11 protein-coding genes are annotated in these 18,656 nt (G+C 74.4%); 10 read left to right on the forward strand and 1 reads right to left on the reverse strand.

The window, feature by feature from the left end; translation table 11 throughout:
- Positions 1–7 precede the first annotated feature (7 nt).
- The 8 genes from SPRI_RS38315 to SPRI_RS35530 all read left to right on the forward strand — a co-directional run bounded on the left by SPRI_RS38315 (position 8) and on the right by SPRI_RS35530 (position 15,191).
- Positions 8–1,414, forward strand: a complete 1,407-nt coding sequence (locus SPRI_RS38315; protein WP_005321846.1) for an enoyl-CoA hydratase/isomerase family protein — start codon at positions 8–10, stop codon at positions 1,412–1,414.
- Positions 1,411–2,469 (forward strand): thiamine pyrophosphate-dependent enzyme, encoded by a 1,059-nt coding sequence (locus tag SPRI_RS38320; RefSeq protein ID WP_005321847.1) that lies wholly within the window; start codon positions 1,411–1,413, stop codon positions 2,467–2,469. Before SPRI_RS38315 ends, SPRI_RS38320 begins: the two co-directional genes overlap by 4 nt.
- On the forward strand, positions 2,469–3,509 hold the full coding sequence (locus tag SPRI_RS35505; protein WP_005321849.1) for an alpha-ketoacid dehydrogenase subunit beta: 1,041 nt from the start codon (positions 2,469–2,471) through the stop codon (positions 3,507–3,509). Before SPRI_RS38320 ends, SPRI_RS35505 begins: the two co-directional genes overlap by 1 nt.
- Positions 3,506–4,360 carry a thioesterase II family protein gene (locus SPRI_RS35510; protein ID WP_078535553.1) on the forward strand — a complete coding sequence of 285 codons (855 nt, stop codon included), beginning with the start codon at positions 3,506–3,508 and terminating at the stop codon, positions 4,358–4,360. Before SPRI_RS35505 ends, SPRI_RS35510 begins: the two co-directional genes overlap by 4 nt.
- Entirely contained in the window at positions 4,357–4,575 is a 219-nt protein-coding gene (locus tag SPRI_RS35515; RefSeq protein WP_005321855.1) for an MbtH family protein, read from the forward strand. The genes SPRI_RS35510 and SPRI_RS35515 overlap by 4 nt, the downstream gene beginning before the upstream one ends.
- On the forward strand, positions 4,572–5,885 hold the full coding sequence (locus tag SPRI_RS35520; RefSeq protein ID WP_005321857.1) for an aminotransferase-like domain-containing protein: 1,314 nt from the start codon (positions 4,572–4,574) through the stop codon (positions 5,883–5,885). Before SPRI_RS35515 ends, SPRI_RS35520 begins: the two co-directional genes overlap by 4 nt.
- Positions 5,886–6,218: 333 nt before the next feature.
- A complete protein-coding gene (locus tag SPRI_RS35525) occupies positions 6,219–13,904 on the forward strand; it encodes a non-ribosomal peptide synthetase (protein ID WP_053556621.1) in 7,686 nt (2,561 codons plus the stop codon).
- 18 nt (positions 13,905–13,922) lie between these two features.
- On the forward strand, positions 13,923–15,191 hold the full coding sequence (locus tag SPRI_RS35530) for an LLM class flavin-dependent oxidoreductase (RefSeq protein ID WP_005321872.1): 1,269 nt from the start codon (positions 13,923–13,925) through the stop codon (positions 15,189–15,191).
- Positions 15,192–15,204: 13 nt separating this feature from the next.
- Here the strand turns inward: SPRI_RS35530 and SPRI_RS35535 are convergent, their stop codons facing one another.
- Positions 15,205–16,410, reverse strand: coding sequence for an RNA-guided endonuclease InsQ/TnpB family protein (locus SPRI_RS35535; RefSeq protein WP_005321874.1), 1,206 nt, complete (start codon positions 16,408–16,410; stop codon positions 15,205–15,207).
- A gap of 161 nt (positions 16,411–16,571) precedes the next feature.
- On the opposite strand from SPRI_RS35535, the gene SPRI_RS35540 reads away from it, so the two are divergent.
- Together SPRI_RS35540 and metK are read left to right on the forward strand one after the other, a co-directional pair.
- Complete coding sequence (locus SPRI_RS35540) at positions 16,572–17,405, forward strand: LLM class flavin-dependent oxidoreductase (protein WP_050791658.1); 834 nt, start codon at positions 16,572–16,574, stop codon at positions 17,403–17,405.
- A 32-nt stretch (positions 17,406–17,437) separates the two neighbouring features.
- On the forward strand, positions 17,438–18,646 hold the full coding sequence (gene metK / locus SPRI_RS35545) for a methionine adenosyltransferase (RefSeq protein WP_005321878.1): 1,209 nt from the start codon (positions 17,438–17,440) through the stop codon (positions 18,644–18,646).
- The last annotated feature ends 10 nt before the right edge of the window (positions 18,647–18,656 follow it).

Here is an 18,656-nt window from a genome sequence, read left to right on the forward strand (position 1 = left end):
ACACACCGTGCGCACACCGACCCTCGCCGCCGAGGCCCCGGCGACCGACGCCGCCCCCGCCGTCCTCCTGCGTGCTCTGCCCGCCCGGCCACCCGCCCTGACCGGCGAGTTCACCAAGGACCGGGCGGCCGTCACCGCCTACCTCGACACCACCATGCGGCTCATCGCCGACCTGCCGCCGCGCACCGAACGCGACCCCGACCGGCAGCGCGACGCGGCCGCCGTCCACGACGGCGCCCACACCCTGCGCCACCGCTTCCTGGCCACCCACGCCGAACGGGTCTACGCCGAACTCACCGACGGCCTCACCCGCACCCCGCGCCTGGACGAACTGACCGCCCTCGCCGCCCGCCACTTCCCCGGCCTGGTCCCCACCCCCGCCCAACTGGCCGACGACGCACGCCACATGCAGCGCAACAAGGAAGGCTGGGAGATCGCCGTCGGCATCTTCTTCCAGGCCGTCCTCAGCGCCCCCGCCGCCGGCAACCACCTGCTGCGCTCCATGCTGCGCCCCACCACCCGCGCCCGGGCCGCCCTGCTGGACTACCAGCTCACCGGCCGCGCCGACCTGGGCATCGCCACCGTCACCCGCCGCGACGGCATCGCCCACCTCGAACTGTGCAACGACGAGTTCCTCAACGCCGAGGACGACGCCGCCGTCGAAGCCCTGGAGACCGGCTGCGACCTGGTGCTCCTGGACCCCGCCAGCCACGTCGGCGTCCTGCGCGGCGCCGCCCAGACCCACCCCGCCCACGCCGGCCGCCGCGTCTTCAGCGCCGGCATCAACCTCACCCACCTCTACCACGGCGACATCTCCCTCCTCGGCTTCCTGCTGCGCCGCGAAGCCGGCTACATCGCCAAGTTCGTCCGCGGCCTGTGCCTCGAGGACGGCACGGGCGACACCGGCGACAACTGGTGGCCCGACGCCGACAAGCCCTGGGTCGGCGCCGTCGACGCCTTCGCCATCGGCGGCGGCCTGCAGATCCTGCCCGTCATGGACCGCGTCGTCGCCGCCGACGACGCCTGGTTCAGCCTCCCCGCCATGGAAGAGGGACTGGTGCCCGGCGTCTCCAACCTGCGCCTGCTGCACCCGGCCGGCTCCCGCCTCACCCGACGCCTCATCTTCTGGGGCCACAAACTGAACGCCCGCGACCCCGAAGCCGCCGTGATCGTCGACGAGACCGCCCCCGCCGACACCATGGACAGCGCCGTCGAACGCGCCGCCCAGCACCTCGACCACCCCGCCGTCGGCGCCAACCGGCGCATGCTCAACCTCGTCGAGGAACCCGCCGACCTCTTCCGCCGCTACCTCGCCCGGTACGCCTACGAACAGGCCCGCCTGCTCCACAGCCCCGCCCTCATCAGCACCCTCGAACGCACCTGGATCAACCGGAACCGCGGCGGATCCCGATGACCGTGCTCGACGCCCCCGCCGCCCCGCCGCCCGCCGCACCGGCCGGCCCGCCGCTGCCCGCCGCGACCGCGCTCGCGCTGTACCGGGCCATGGTCACCGGCCGCGCCTTCGACCGGCAGGCCACCGCCTTCACCCGGCAGGGCCGCCTCGCCGTCTACCCCTCCTCCCACGGCCAGGAGGCCTGCCAGACCGCGTCCGTCCTCGCGCTGCGCCCCACCGACTGGCTCTTCCCCACCTACCGCGAGAGCGTCGCCCTGCTCACCCGCGGCATCGACCCGGTGGAGGTCCTGACCCTCTTCCGCGGCGACCGCCACTGCGGCTACGACCCGCACGCCCACCGCACCGCCCCCCAGTGCACCCCACTGGCCACACAGTGCCTGCACGCCGCCGGACTCGCCGACGCCGCCCGCATGCGCGGCCACGACACCGTCGCCCTCGCCTACATCGGCGACGGTGCCACCAGCGAGGGCGACTTCCACGAAGCCGTCAACTACGCGGCCGTACGCCGCGCGCCCGTCGTCTTCCTGATCCAGAACAACCAGTACGCGATCAGCGTCCCGCTCGCCAAACAGACCGCCGCCCGCACCCTCGCCGACAAGGCCGCCGGCTACGGCGCCGCCGGCGTGCGCATCGACGGCAACGACGCCGCGGCCGTCCACACCGCCGTCGCCCGGGCCGCGCACCGCGCCCGCACCGGCGGCGGCCCCACCGTCGTCGAAGCCCTCACCTACCGCATCGAGGCCCATACCAACGCCGACGACGACACCCGCTACCGCAGCGCGGAAGAGGTCGCCGCCTGGGCGGACAAGGACCCCGTCGCCCGCCTCGAGCACCGCCTCCTCGCCGACGGCGTCCTCGACGAGGACACCCTCGCCGGCATCACCCGCGAGGCACAGGACCTCACCGCCCGCCTGCGCCGCACCTTCGCCTCCCCGCCCCGGCGCGACCCGGCCGAGATGTTCCAGCACGTCTACCACCAGCCGCCGCCCCACCTCAGGTCCCAGGCCGCCCTGCTCGCCGCGGAGACCGCCGCCGCGACGGGGGAGGACGCCTGATGCCCACCGACCCCGCCGCCGCCCGCACCGGCAAGAGCACCGCCGACGGCACCGTCACCATGGCCAAAGCCCTCAACACCGCCCTGCGCGACGCCCTGCGCGCCGACGAGAACACCCTCGTCTTCGGCGAGGACGTCGGCACCCTCGGCGGCGTCTTCCGCGTCACCGACGGCCTGGCCCGCGAATTCGGCGACGACCGCTGCTTCGACACCCCGCTCGCCGAATCCGCCATCATCGGCACCGCCGTCGGCATGGCCATGTACGGCTACCGGCCCGTCGTCGAGATGCAGTTCGACGCCTTCGCCTACCCCGCCTTCGAACAACTCGTCAGCCACGTCGCCAAGTTCCGCGCCCGCACCCGCGGCCAACTGCCGCTGCCGCTGACCGTCCGCATCCCCTACGGCGGCGGCATCGGGGGAGTGGAACACCACAGCGACTCCTCCGAGATCTACTACATGGCCACCCCCGGCCTCACCGTCGTCACCCCCGCCACCGTCGCCGACGCCTACTCCCTGCTGCGCCGCTCCATCGACTGGCCCGACCCCGTCGTCTTCCTCGAACCCAAACGCCTGTACTGGCACAAGGAGAAGACCGGGCTGCCCACCGACACCGGCCCGCTGGGCTGGGCCGCCGTCCGCCGCCGCGGCACCGACGCCACCCTCGTCACCTACGGCCCCGCCCTGCCCGCCGCCCTCGCCGCCGCCGAGGCCGCCGCGGAGAGCGGCCTGAGCCTGGAGGTCATCGACCTGCGCACCCTCGCCCCCTTCGACGAGGAGACCGTCGCCGCCAGCGTCGACCGCACCGGCCGCGCCGTCGTCGTCCACGAGGCCCACGGCTTCGCCGGCCCCGGCGCCGAGATCGCCGCCCGCATCACCGAACGCTGCTTCTACCACCTGGAAGCACCCGTACGCCGCGTCACCGGCTTCGACGTGCCCTACCCCGCACCCCTCCTCGAAAGCCACTACCTGCCCGACGTCCAGCGCATCCTGGACGCCGTCGCCACCCTGGAGTGGCCCGCCCGCCGGACGGCCGCCGCATGAACACCCGCACCACCGGCCCCTGGTACCGCAGCCCCGACCCCCGCCCCGGCGCCACCGTGCGACTGCTGTGCTTCCCGCACGGCGGCGGCACCACCGCCGCCTACCACCACTGGCCCGCCCTGCTGCCCGACAGCGTCGAACTGCACGCCGCCCAGTACCCCGGCCACGCCGACCGCATCACCGAACCCCTCCAGCACGACCTGCACACCCTCGCCGACCAGGCCGCCGCGGCCGCCCGCCCCCTGACCGGCGGCCCCTACGCCCTCTACGGCCACAGCCTCGGCGCCCTGGTCGCCTACGAGACCGCGCTGCGCCTCCAGGCCGCCGGAAGCCCCCCGCAGCGGCTCGTCGTCTCCGGCATGCCCGCACCCCACCTCGTACGCCCCGGCGCCGTCCACCGCGCCGGCGACAGCGCACTCATCGCCGAACTGCGGCGCCTGGACGGCTTCCCCGACGAACTCCTCGCCCACCCCGACATGCTCGACATCGTGCTGCGCACCGCCCGCGCCGACTACGCCCTCGCCGAGACCTACCGCCCCCGCCCCGGCGCCCTCCTGCACACCCCGCTCACCGTGCACCGCGCCACCGGCGACCCGGAGCTCACCGCCGCGGAAGCGGCCGGCTGGCGCGCGGCCACCACCGGACCCGTCCGCGAACAGACCTTCCCCGGCGGCCACTTCCACCTCGCCCACGAGCCGGCACCCGTCCTGCTCGACCTCACCGCCGACCTCACCGCCGACCTCTCCGCCCGCCTCGTCAGCGGCACGTCAGCCCGCCGACAGCCGCCCCCGCCAGCCTGGACGGGGACCACCACACGCCTACCGTCACCGAACACCGGGAGACCGATATGAGCAACCCCTTCGAGGACGCCGAGGGCACCTTTCTCGTCCTGGTCAACCACGAGGGCCAGTACTCGCTCTGGCCGTCCTTCGCCGAGGTCCCGGCCGGCTGGACCGTCGCCCTGCCGGCCACCGACCGCGAGAGCGCCCTGGCCCACATCACCGACCGGTGGACCGACATGCGGCCCCAGAGCCTCATCGACGCCATGAACGGCACGGCGGCGTGACCGCGGGCCTGCTCGAGGCGCCCGGGCTGGCCGCGGCCCCGCTGACCACCGCCGACCTGCACGCCAGCCTCACCGATCCGGCCCTGACCTCGATGACCCTCCTCAACGAGATCACCGGCAACTACCCCCAGGCCGTGTCGTTCGCCGCGGGCCGGCCCTACGAGGGCCACTACGACACCGAGGCCCTCCACCACCACCTGCGGCGCTTCACCCGCCACCTCGAGCAGGACCTCGGCCACAGCGAGGAACAGGTACGCCGCACCCTGTTCCAGTACGGGCCCACCAAGGGCGTCATCAACGACCTCCTCGTACGCCAGCTGCACACCGACGAACACATCACCGCCGACCCCGAAGCGGTCCTGGTCACCACCGGCTGCCAGGAGGCCATGGTCCTGCTGCTGCGCGCCCTGCGCCGCGACGCACGCGACACCGTCCTCGCCGCCGCCCCCACCTACGTGGGATTCACCGGGGCCGCCCGCCTCACCGAAATGACGGTCCGCCAGGTCCCCGAAGGCCCCGGCGGACTCGACGCCGCGGACCTCGCCCGCGCCGTGCGCGCCGCCCGCGCCGAAGGACTGCGACCGCGCGCCTGCTACGTCGTCCCCGACTTCTCCAACCCCGGCGGCGCCCGCATGTCGGAGGCCGACCGCCGCCGGCTGCTGCACGCCGCCGACGAGCTGGACATCCTCCTCATCGAGGACAACCCGTACTCGATGTTCCACGACGGCCAGGGCCGGCCGCCGACCCTGAAGTCGATGGACCGCTCCGGACGCGTCGTCTACATCGGCTCGTTCGCCAAGACCGCCTTCCCCGGCGCCCGCATCGGCTACGTCGTCGCCGACCAGCCCGTCGCCGAGGGCGGCCTGCTCGTCGACCAGCTCGCCAAGCTCAAGAGCATGCTCACCCTCAACACCTCGGCCCTCGCCCAGGCCGTCATCGGCGGCCTGCTCCTCGAGCACGGCTGCAGCATGGAACGAGCCTGCGCCCGCGAGGCCGCCGTCTACCGCACCAACCTGAACGTCCTCCTCGACGGCCTCGCCACCCGCTTCCCGCCCGGCAGCGGCGTCACCTGGAACACCCCCGCCGGCGGCCTCTTCGCCGTGCTGAGCGTGCCGTTCACCGCCGACGAAGCGGCCCTGGAGGAGTCGGCGGGCCGCTTCGGCGTCCTGTGGACACCGATGTACCACTTCTACGCGGGCACCGGCGGCCTGACCCAACTGCGCCTGTCCTACAGCGTGCTGACCCCCGACGAGATCACCACCGGCCTGGACCGCCTCGCCGCCTTCGTCGCCGCCCGCACGCCCCGCTGAAACCCGCCGGCGGGAGCCGGCCCCGGCGGGGCGGGCGCCCGGCCCGTGGCGGGGACGCCCACGGCCGCCGGGCCGCAGGGGGAGTCCGAGGACACCGCGCGAAGCGCGCCACCGCGCCCCGCAAGGGCGGGGAACGGCTGCCCGCGCAACGGACACCGGGCCCCACCGCCCCGGCCCCGGCCACCGGCCGCCCCCGCACCGCGGCCCGCCCCGTCAGCCGCACGTCAGCGGCACGTCGGCGGCCCCCGCCACGCTCGTGCCCGGACGGCGCAGGCCCCGCCGGGCCGGGGCCCGCCCGCGGCAAGCCCTCGGATCCGATTCAGGAGACACCCGATGACCACACTCCAGACCCCAGGCGCGCAGAACCCCGCGACCGCCGGACCGGGGGCGGACGAGGCACGCCGCACACCGCTCACCGAGGAGCAGCTGGGACTGCTGCTCCAGCATCGCGCCGACCCCGCCGCCTCCCCGTACAACGTGCCCCTCGCCCTCGACCTGCGCGGCCCGCTCGACGCCGCCGCGCTCGAGGCGGCGCTCGGCCGGCTCGTCGCCCGCCACCCGATGCTGTCCGCGCGCGTCGCCGACGACGACCACGGCGACGGCCCGCCCTTCCTCGACATCGACCCCGGCCGCGCCCCCCGCCTGGAGCGCCGCACCGCCGCCGACGACGGCGCGGACGCCGGCACGCTGCTCGCCGAGGCCCGCCGCGAACTCGACCTGGAACGGGACGGCGTGCTGCGCGCCGTCCTCCTCGGCCACGGCCCCGAGCACCACACCCTGCTGCTCGTCGTCCACCACCTCGTCGTCGACGGCGAGTCCACCGGCCTGCTCCTCGCCGACCTGCTCGCCGCCTACGAGCACGGGGACGTCCCCGGCCCCGCCCCCGCCGCCTTCGCCACCTACGTCGGCGAACGCGCCCGCGAGGCCGAGAAGGACACCGCCGCCGCGGAGACGTACTGGCGCGAACACCTCGACGGCGCCGACCTGACCGTCGACGTCCCCCTCGACACCCCCGCCGGAGACGACGGGCGCCGCGAGGCGGCCGTACCGCTGGAACTGGACAGCCGGCTCTGGAGTGAGATCACCGCGTTCTCCCGCACCCACCGCGCCGGAGCCGCCGCCGTCCTGCTCGCCGCCTACCTCAAGGCCCTCGGCACGTACGGCCGGCAGAGCGCGCCCACCGTCGGCGTGCCGCTCGGCGCCCGCACCGACCCGCGCTACGACCGCACCGTCGGCTACTTCGTACGCACCCTCCTGGTGCGCGCCCCCGCCCAGGACGAGGACCTGACCGCCGCCGGGTTCGTCACCGGCGTGCAGCGGGAACTGGCCCGCGCCGTCGACCACTCGCGGCTGCCGTTCCCGCGCATCGCCAAACTCGCCCCCCGCACCGGCTCCGGCGCCCCGTTCAACTGCACCTTCGTCCTGCACAGCTGGGCCGACGCCACCGCCGCCGCGACCGACGGCGTCGCACTGCGCGGCGGCCTGCGCGCCCACTGGCGCCAGGACGTGCCCACCCCGGGCCTGGGGCTGCTCACCCTGGAGCTGTACGAGGGCGACGGCCGGCTGCGCGGACGCCTCAAGTACGACGCCTCCCGCATCGAGGCCGCCACCGCCGAGGCGTTCACCGAACACGTCACCACCCTCGCCCGCCAACTGGTCCGCGAACCGGACGCCCCCGTGACCGGACTCGAGGGCATCGGCCCGCGCGCCCGCGCCACCCTCGACCACCTCAACGCCACCGACCACCCCGTCGCCGACACGGACATCGACACCCTGATCCGCGGCGTCGTCGAGGCCCGGCCGGACGCCGTCGCCGTCCGGTTCGCCGACCGCAGCTGGACCTACCGCGACCTGGACGCCCGCATCGAGGCGTACGCGGCCGGGCTCACCGCCCGCGGCGTGCGCGCCGGCGACCGGGTCGGCATCCTCCTGCCCCGCAGCGACGAGGCCGTCGCCGTGATGCTCGCGGTCCTGCGCACCGGGGCGGCCTACGTCCCCCTGGACGCCGCCCACCCCGAGGCGCGCCGCCGCCACATCGCCGACAGCAGCGGCATGCGGCTCGCGGTCGTGGACCCCTCGACGGCAGCGGCCTGCCCCCCGGGCCCGCAGCAGGTGCCGGCGGCCGAACTGGCCCAGCCCGGCACGGCGGCCGCGGTGCGCGGACCGGCCCCCTCCAGCGCCCTGCACATCCTCTACACCTCCGGCTCCACCGGCACCCCCAAGGGCGTCCAGCTCAGCCACCGCGCCCTGGTCACCGATGTGCTCGCCGCGATACGGCACTTCGGCATCGGCCCCGGCGACACGATGCTCCTCAAGGCGCCGTTCACCTTCGACGTCAGCGCCCACGAGATGCTCGTCGCCCTCGTCGCGGGCGCCCGGCTCGCCGTCGCACCGCCCGACGCGGAACGCGACCCCGACCTGCTGGCCGAGACCCTCGACCGGTACGGCGTCACGCTGCTGCACGCGGTGCCCTCCCAGCTCCGCCTGCTCCTGGAGGCGGAGAACTTCGGCGCCAACCGCAGCCTGCGCACCGTCGTCTCGACGGGCGAGTCCCTGCCCAACGAACTGCGCACCGCCTTCGAGGCCGCCCACCCGGCCCGGCTGCACAACGCCTACGGGCCGACCGAGACCTCCTACTCCACGGTCTTCTCCTGGGCCCGCGGCGACGACGCGTTCTGGACACGCCGCGCGGAGGTGCCGATCGGCGTGCCGTTCGACAACATCCGCTGCCACGTCCTCGACGAACACCAGCGGCCCCTGCCGCCCGGCGCGCCGGGCGAGCTGTGGATCGGCGGCGGCACCGTCTCCGACGGCTACATCGGCGACCCGGAACGCACCGCCGACCGCTACCGCACGCTCGACCTCGGCGGCCGCACCGAGACCGTCTACCGCACCGGCGACCTGGTCCGGCTGCTGCCGGGCGGCACGCTCACCCACCTGGGCCGCCTCGACGACCAGGTGAAGATCAACGGCAACCGGGTCGAACTCGGCGAGGTCCGGGCCGCGTTGCTGTGCCTCGACGGCGTCGAGGACGCCACGGTCCAGGCCGTCCGCCACACCCACGGCAGCCTCCAGATCGTGGCCCACGTGGTGGCTCCGGCGACGGACACGGCGGCGATCCGCCAGGCCCTGAAGCCCCTGCTCCCGTCCCACATGCTCCCGGCCCGCCTCCACCACGTCCCGCGCATCCCTCTCCTGCCCAACGGCAAGACCGACCGCCAGACCCTCGCCCGCCTGACCACGACGGCGGACGCCCCGGCGCCCGCGCCGGTCGCGGACGCCACCGTCCTGCCCACGGCGGGTGGTTCACCGCGGGAGGCGGTCACGGCCGCCGTCGACCGGGCGGCTTCGGCCGCCACCGCCCCGGCCCCGGCGCCCGCGCCGGCCCCGGCCGCCCACACCTCGCCCACAGCGGGTGGTTCACCGCAGGAGGCGGCCCCGGGCGCCGTCGACCGGGCGGCCATGGCGGCGGGGACCGCCCCGGCGTCCGCGCCGGTCGCGGACGCCACCGTCCTGCCCACGGCGGGTGGTTCACCGCGGGAGGCGACCCCGGGCGCCGTCGACCGGGCGGCTGTGGCCGCCACCGCGCCGGCCACGGCAGACGCCCCGGCCGCCGACACCCCGCTCGCATCGGGTGGTGCACCGCTGGAGGCGGCCACGGCCGCCACCGCCCCGGCGCAGCCGGTCGTCTCCCGGGCCCCCGACGGGGCCGGTGAGCCGGTGCCGGCCACCTCGCCCACGCCCACGCCCGCGCCTTCGGCGCAGGTGCTGGAGCGCGTGCGCGGCGTATGGGCGGAGCTGCTCGGGGACGCCGGGGACCAGGCGCAGTTCTTCGAGGCCGGCGGGGACTCCATCCTCGCCATGCAGCTCGTGTCCCGGCTGCGCCGCGCCGGGTTCACGCTCGCCATGCGCGACATCTACCGCAACCCCGTCCTGGCCGACCTCGCCGCGCACCTCGGCGCCGGGGTCCCGGACGCGCCGCAGGCCGACGAGAGCGGCGGCGACGGGACCCGGCCCGCCGCGCGGGCCGCCGGGCCGGTGTCACCGCTCGCGCCCGTGCAGTCGTGGTTCTTCCGGCACATCAGGACCGACCTCCACCAGTGGAACCAGTCCGTCCTGCTGGAGCTGAACGAAGCCGTCGACCCCACCGTCCTGCGGCTCGCCCTGCAGTCGGTCGTCGCCGCGCATCCCGCCCTGTCGGCCCGTTTCGACGAGGACCCGGACGACCCCGACGGCCCCGGCCGGCTCATGGTCCGCGCGGCACCGTTCACCGCCTACCCGGCACGGGAGGTGCTGTGGGAGCGGGACATCACCAGCGACCCGGAGCTCGACCGGGTGATGGAGGACCTCGAGCGCAGCCTGGACCCGCTGCGCGGCGTGCATGTGCGGGCCCTGCTCGCCCACGACCGGCGTTCCCCGGACGCCGCCCCGACCCATCTGCTGATCGCCGTCCACCACCTCGTCGTGGACGGGGTCTCCTGGCGCATCCTGCTGGAGGACCTCGAGCACGCCCTCGCCTCCCTCGCCGACGGGGCCCTGCCCGCCCTGCCCGAGGAGGCGTGCCGCTACGAGGACTGGGTCGCCTCACTGCCCGCCGTGGCCGCCCGGCCCGGCGAGGCCGACTACTGGCGCGCCCTCGCGGCGGCACGTGCCGAGGCCCAGACCCTGCTGCTGACCACGCCCGCGCCGGACGAGGAGCACATCCGCCGGGTCGAGTTCAGCCTCGACGAGGAGGCGACCGCCCGGCTCATCGGCCCGCTGCCGCGCCGGCTGGGCCTCCAGGTGCACCAGGTGATGACGGGCGCGTTCGCGCAGGCCCTCGCCCGCTGGCGGGGCAGCCGCGCCGTCACCTTCGACGTGGAGACCCACGGACGGCACGGCCGCGACGAACTGTTCCGTACCGTCGGCTGGTTCACCTCCATCCACCCCGTCGTCCTGGGCGCGGACCGCTCCGTGCACCCCGAGCAGTACCTCGCCCAGATCGGCGCGGCGCTGACCGCCGTACCGGACGGCGGCGTCGGCTTCGGCGCCTGCCGCGAGTTCTCCCCGGACGCCGGGCTGCGCACTCTGCTGCGTGACCTGCCGCCCGCCCTGGTGTGCTTCAACTACTACGGTCAGGCCGACCAGTTGAGCCCGAACGGCGGTTTCCGTATGTCGGGCCGTCCCATCCCGCGCGAGCACTCCGCCCGCTGCGAGCGCGTCTACGGCATCGAGGTGTACGGCATCGTCCACGGCGGCCGCCTGCGCATGGGCCTGACCTGGGTGCCGAGCCCGGCGGACGGTGTGGACGAGGCCGGCGTCGACGCGCTCGTGGAGCAGATGAGCTGGGTGCTGGCCACGCTCGCGGGCGCCGACCCGCACGCCGTGACCCCGGCCGAGATCACCGCGCCCGGCGCCACCGGCCCCGCCCCGCGCCCCGCCCGTCCCACCGCCCCTCCCGCCGTCCTCGCCCACAGCGGCGACGACGGGAGCGACCACGGCGGCGCCGGGGACGGCCCCGGGACCGTGCCGGTCACCCCCCAGCAGCACGGCCTGCTCCTGGACGCCCTCGCCCACCCCGGCACCGGCCGCTACGTGGAGCAGCTGTTCTGGCGCTGGCACGGCCCCCTGGACACCGACCGGTTCACCGCCGCCTGGCAGTCGGTGTTCGACCGCGAGACCGTGCTGCGGGCCTCCTTCGACTGGCAGGACGAGCCCTGCCTGGTCCTGCACGACCACGTCACCGCCGAGGTCACCCGCCACGCCGCGGGCCCCGCCGGCCCCGCCGACTTCGACGCGCTGATGGAACGCGACCGGCTGCGCGGCTTCGACCTGCGCACCCCCGGACTGCTGCGCGTCACCCTCGTCGACGACCCGGCGCCCGCCGACGGCCGAGAGCCGCTGTCGGTACGGATCCTGCTCACCTTCCACCACGTCCTGCTCGACGGCTGGAGCGTGTCCATCCTGCTCCAGGAGTTCTACCGCGCCTACCTCGCCGGCGGTGCGCTGCCCGGCGGCGAGCGGCGCCCCGACGTGCGCGACTACTCGCAATGGCTGTCCGAGCAGGACACCGCCCCCGCCCGGGAGTTCTGGTCCGACGCCGTCCCGGCCGCCGCGCCCGTCGTCCAGCCCGCCATCCCCGGCCCGGCGACCGGCCAGAGCGGCTCGGGCCGTGCGGAGTGCCGGCTCAGCGCCGCGGAGGCCGACCGGCTGCGCGCCTGGGCCGCGGCCCGCGCCGCCACCGAGTCCAGTGCCCTGCAGGCCGTGTGGGCGCTGCTGCTGTACCGGGCGGGCGGCACCAGCGGCCCGGCGCCGGTCGGTTTCGGTGTGACCGTCTCCGGCCGCGGCATCGCCCTCGACGCGGTCGAGCGGCTGCCCGGGCTGCTGATGAACTCGCTGCCCATGACCATCCAGGTCGACCCCGGCCACAGCCTTCCCCGGCTGCTGACGGAACTGCGCGACCAGGCTCTGGACATGGCGGCCTACGAGTGGGTCTCCACCGGCCAGATCCACGAGTGGAGCGGCCGCAGGCCGGGCGAGAAGCTCGTCGAGAGCCTCATCGTCTTCGAGAACTACCCGCGCTCCTCCGGCGACCTGGAATCCGCCCTCGCCGCCCAGGGCATCCGCGTCGAACTGCCCGACGCGGCCGGCTCGCAGACCGCGTTCCCCGTCACCCTGCTCGCCTACCGCGACGTGGACGGCAGCCTGGTCCTCGCCGCCGTCCACGACCGCGGCCGGATCGCCGACGCCGAGGCGGAGAAGCTGGTCGCCCAGTGCGCCCGGCTGCTGCGCGAACTGCCCGCCACCGACGACGAGGCCACCACCGTCGCCGACGTGCTGGCCACCGTCACCGACGCGGACCTGCCGCGCATGGCCGAACGCTCCGAGCAGCCGGACGACACCGGCGAAACGCCCGCCGACTGGCCCGAGGGCCCGGAGGCGGACTTGGTCAGGCAGGCGTGGCAGACCGTCTTCGGCACCACCGACGTCGACCCCGGCGAGCACTTCTTCGAAGCCGGCGGCCACTCCCTGCTGGCCATGCGGCTGCTGCGCGAGATCAGCCTGCGCACCGGCCGCACCCTGCGCCTGGACGAACTGCTCGCCAACCCCCGGGCCGGCATGCTCGCCCGCCTCCTCGCCGAGACCCCGCACGACGGCGCGGACGCCGACGGCGCCGCATCGGTCCTCGTACCGCTGCGGCCCGCCCGGCAGCCCGGCGCCGGCACCGTCCACCTCGTCCACCCCCCGGGCGGTCAGGTCGCCTGCTACGCGCAGCTCGCCGCCGGCTACCCCGGCCCCGAGGCGCTCGTCGGCATCCGCGACCCGCGCGTCGACGACCCCGAGCCCGAGTACCGCTCCACGGAGCAGCTGGCAGAGCACTACCTCCAGGCGCTCGCCCCCGCCCTGGAATCGGGGGAGCGGATCGTGCTGGGCGGCTTCTCCGGCGGCGGCGTCATCGCCTACGAGATCGCCCAGCGGATCACCGCGCAGGGCGGCACACCGCCGCTGGTGGTGATGGTCGACGCGGGCGCGCCGGACGGTGAACTGACCGACGCGGAGGCCGACGGCTCGTTCGCCGGTCAACTGCGGGCGGTCGCCGAAGGCCGCACCCCCGACCCCGCGTCCACCACCACCGACCCCGAACCCCCCGCCACGGACGACGACCGGGCCGCCGCCACCGCGGAGCCCGCCGGGTCGGCCGCCTACCTCGCCGAGATCTCCCAGATCGCCGAATGGATGCGCGGCGACGGCGGCGGCGACCTCGTCGCGCTGATGCGCGACAGCGTCGAGGCGATCCAGCGCTACCGGCCCTGCTCCTACGCCGGTCCCGTCGTCGTGCTGCGCGCGGGGGACACCAGCTTCGGCAAGGGCACCGACTACGACGAGAGCGACCGGTTCCACGGCCGTCCCGGCCTCGGCTGGGAGGACCACGTCGAAGACCTCACCATCCGGGTCGTGCCGGGCAACCACGTGACCATGCTGACCGGCGACAACGTGCGCAGCCTCGCCCGGATCCTGGCGTCCGCCGTCAAGAACTGAACCGAGGAGACACCCACCATGACCGCACCCCGCCGGCGCATCACCCTCGCCGGCATCATCGACGGCCCCGGCGGCCATGTGGCCGCCTGGCGCCACCCGGCGACCAAGGCGGACGCCCAGCTCGACTTCGAATTCCACCGCGACAACGCCCGCACCCTCGAACGCGGCCTGTTCGACGCCGTGTTCATCGCGGACATCGTCGCCGTGTGGGGCACCCGCCTGGACTCCCTGTGCCGCACCTCGCGCACCGAGCACTTCGAACCGCTCACCCTGCTCGCCGCCTACGCCGCGGTCACCGAGCACATCGGCCTGTGCGCCACCGCCACCACCACGTACAACGAACCGGCGCACATCGCCGCCCGCTTCGCCTCCCTCGACCACCTCAGCGGCGGCCGGGCCGGCTGGAACGTCGTCACCTCCGCCGCACCGTGGGAGTCCGCCAACTTCGGCTTCCCCGAGCACCTGGAGCACGGCAAACGCTACGAGCGGGCCGAGGAGTTCATCGACGTCGTCAAAAAACTGTGGGACAGCGACGGCCGCCCCGTCGACCACCGCGGCACCCACTTCGAGGCCCCCGGCCCGCTCGGGATCGCCCGCCCCCCGCAGGGCCGCCCCGTCATCATCCAGGCCGGCTCCTCGCCGGTGGGACGCGAGTTCGCCGCCCGGCACGCCGAGGTCATCTTCACCCGGCACAACCGGCTCTCCGACGCCCAGGACTTCTACGGCGACCTCAAGGCACGCGTCGCCCGGCACGGCCGCGACCCCGAGAAGGTCCTCGTGTGGCCGACCCTCGCGCCGATCGTCGCCGCCACCGACACCGAGGCGAAGCAGCGCCTGCAGGAACTGCAGGACCTCACCCACGACCATGTCGCCCTGCGCACCCTTCAGGACCACCTCGGCGACGTCGACCTGAGCGCGTACCCGATCGACGGGCCCGTCCCCGACATCCCGTACACCAACCAGTCCCAGTCGACGACCGAGCGGCTGATCGGCCTGGCCAGGCGCGAGAACCTCAGCATCCGCGAGCTGGCCCTGCGGCTGATGGGCGACATCGTCGTCGGCACACCGGAGCAGCTCGCCGACCACATGGAGAGCTGGTTCACCGGCCGCGGCGCCGACGGCTTCAACATCGACTTCCCGTACCTGCCGGGCTCCGCCGACGACTTCGTCGACCACGTGGTGCCCGAACTGCAGCGCCGCGGCCTGTACCGCTCGGGCTACGAGGGCACCACCCTGCGGGCCAACCTCGGCATCGACGCCCCCCGGAAGGCAGGTGCAGCGGCTTGACTTCCTCCCCCGCCTAAAGGCGGGGGATTCCAGCGGTCGCCCGCTGGGGTTCCTGCTTCACCGACGACCGCCCCGTCCGGGAGGACTCCCGTTGAGGTCTTATACCGTCTCCACAGGCCGACGCCGCCAGCCCGGCGGCCAGGATGTTGCGTGCCGCATTCACGTCGCGGTCATGCACAGCGCCGCAGTCGCACGTCCACTCCCGGACGTTCAGCGGCAGCTTCCCGCGGACCGTGCCGCAGGTTCCGCACAGCTTGGAGCTGGGGAACCAGCGGTCGATCACGACGAGTTCGCGCCCATACCAGGCGCACTTGTACTCCAGCATGGAGCGCAGTTCCGTCCAGGCCGCGTCGGAGATGGCGCGCGCGAGCTTGCCGTTCTTCAGCAGGTTGCGGACGGTGAGGTCCTCGATCACGACCGTTTGGTTCTCACGGACGAGTCGAGTCGACAGCTTGTGGAGGAAGTCGCAGCGCCGGTCGGTGATCCGGGCGTGGACGCGGGCGACCTTGCGGCGGGCTTTCTTCCGGTTCGCCGACCCCTTCGCCTTGCGCGACAGCTCCCGCTGAGCCTTCGCGAGGCGGGCGCGGTCACGGCGCTCGTGCTTGGGGTTGGTGATCTTCTCCCCGGTGGACAGGGTCACCAGGGAGGTGATCCCGGCGTCGATGCCGACGGCCGCCGTGGTGGCGGGCGCGGGGGTGATGGTGTCCTCGCACAGCAGGGACACGAACCAGCGGCCCGCACGGTCGCGGGACACGGTCACCGTCGTCGGCTCCGCCCCTTCGGGAAGGGGACGGGACCAGCGGATGTCCAGGGGCTCCGCGGTCTTCGCCAGCGTGAGCTGTCCGTTACGCCACGTGAAGGCGCTGCGGGTGTACTCGGCCGACGCCCTGGACTTTTTCCGCGACTTGTACCGCGGGTACTTCGACCGCTTGGCGAAGAAGTTGGCGAACGCCGTCTGCAAGTGCCGCAGCGCCTGCTGGAGCGGGACGGAGGACACCTCCGAGAGGAAGGCGAGTTCTTCGGTCTTCTTCCACTCCGTCAGCGCGGCGGACGACTGCACGTAGGAGACCCGGCGCTGCTCGCCGTACCAGGCTCGCGTGCGCCCCTCAAGCGCCTTGTTGTACACGAGGCGGACACAGCCGAACGTGCGGGACAGCTCAGCCGCCTGCTCGTCCGTGGGATAAAAGCGGTACTTGAAAGCCCGCTTGACCTGCTGCATCACGCCTCACACGCTATCAGTTCCCGTGTGAGCGGCGGGTGTCTGCCGGTGGTTGCAGACGCCGAACCGCCCTGGCGGCGATTCGCCCATCCCTGCCCTGCTCCGCAAGAGCTTCGTCTCCTCCCCGGTCTGAAGGCCGGGGTATCCACGAAGGAATTCTGATGACCGCGCCCATCCTCGTCGCCACCCTCGACACCCGCGGCCCCGCCGCCACCCTCGGCACGATCACCCGCGCCGTGCGGGCCGCGGAGGCCGCCGGATTCGACGCCGTCCTGATCGACGACCGGGCCGCCGCCGGCGTCCAGGGCCGGTTCGAGACGACGACGCTGACCGCCGCGCTGGCCGCCGTCACCGAGCACATCGGCCTGATCACCGCCCCGCTCCCGGCCGACCAGGCCCCCTACCACGTGTCCCGGATCACCGCCTCGCTCGACCACCTCGCCCACGGCCGCACCGGCTGGCTCGCGAGCACGGACACCACCGACCCCGAGGGCCGCACCGGCGAACTCATCGACGTCGTCCGCGGCCTGTGGGACAGCTTCGACGACGACGCCTTCGTCCACGACCGCGCCGACGGCCTGTACTGGCGGCTGCCCGCCGTCCACCAACTCGACCACCAGGGCAGGCACTTCGACGTGGCCGGCCCCCTCAACGTCGCCCGCCCGCCGCAGGGCCACCCCGTCGTCGCCGTCACCGGCCCCGCCCTCGCCGCGGCCGCCGACCTCGTCCTGCTCGACGAGGCGGCCGACGCCGCCTCGGTGAAGCAGCAGGCACCGCACGCCAAGATCCTCCTGCCGCTGCCCGGCCCGGCCGCCGAACTGCCCGCCGACAGCCCCGCGGACGGCTTCACGGTGGCGCTCACCGGCTCCGACGACCCGGTCCTGGCCGCGCTCGCCGCCCGGCCCGGCCGCCCGGACCGCACCGCGGCCACCACCCTGCGCGAACGCCTGGGCCTGGCCCGCCCCGAGAGCCGCCACGCCCTCACCACCGCCTGACGACCCGTCCGCCCGCTGCTTCCTGGAGAGTCATGTCCCGTCGCCTGTTCACCTCGGAGTCCGTGACCGAGGGCCACCCCGACAAGATCGCCGACCAGATCAGTGACACCGTCCTCGACGCCCTGCTGCGCGAGGACCCCGCCTCACGCGTCGCGGTCGAGACCCTGATCACCACCGGCCAGGTCCACATCGCCGGCGAGGTCACCACCAAGGCGTACGCGCCCATCGCCCAACTGGTCCGCGACACGATCCTGGCCATCGGCTACGACTCGTCCGCCAAGGGCTTCGACGGCGCCTCCTGCGGCGTCTCCGTCTCCATCGGCGCGCAGTCCCCGGACATCGCCCAGGGCGTCGACAGCGCCTACGAGACCCGCGTCGAGGGCGAGGACGACGAGCTCGACCAGCAGGGCGCCGGCGACCAGGGCCTGATGTTCGGCTACGCCACCGACGAGACCCCCTCGCTGATGCCGCTGCCCATCGAGCTCGCCCACCGCCTCTCGCGCCGGCTCACCGAGGTCCGCAAGGACGGCACCGTCCCCTACCTGCGCCCCGACGGCAAGACCCAGGTCACCATCGAGTACCAGGGCAGCCGCCCGGTGCGCCTGGACACCGTCGTCGTCTCCTCCCAGCACGCCGCCGACATCGACCTCGGCTCCCTGCTCACCCCCGACATCCGCGAGCACGTCGTCGAGCACGTCCTCGCCGCACTCGCCGAGGACGGCATCAAGCTCGAGACGGACAACTACCGCCTGCTGGTCAACCCGACCGGCCGTTTCGAGATCGGCGGCCCGATGGGCGACGCCGGCCTGACCGGCCGCAAGATCATCATCGACACGTACGGCGGCATGGCCCGCCACGGCGGTGGCGCGTTCTCCGGCAAGGACCCGTCCAAGGTCGACCGTTCCGCCGCGTACGCGATGCGCTGGGTCGCCAAGAACGTCGTCGCCGCGGGCCTCGCCTCCCGCTGCGAGGTCCAGGTCGCCTACGCCATCGGCAAGGCCGAGCCGGTCGGCCTGTTCGTCGAGACGTTCGGCACCGGCACCGTCGCCCAGGAGCGCATCGAGAAGGCCATCACCGAGGTCTTCGACCTGCGCCCCGCGGCCATCATCCGCGACCTCGACCTGCTGCGGCCCATCTACGCCGCCACCGCCGCCTACGGCCACTTCGGCCGCGAACTGCCCGACTTCACCTGGGAGCGGACCGACCGCGCCCACCGGCTCAAGGCCGCGGCCGGTCTCTGAGCCGGCCGGA

Origin of the sequence: Streptomyces pristinaespiralis (assembly GCF_001278075.1) — a bacterium.
Taxonomy (GTDB): Bacteria; Actinomycetota; Actinomycetes; order Streptomycetales; family Streptomycetaceae; genus Streptomyces; species Streptomyces pristinaespiralis.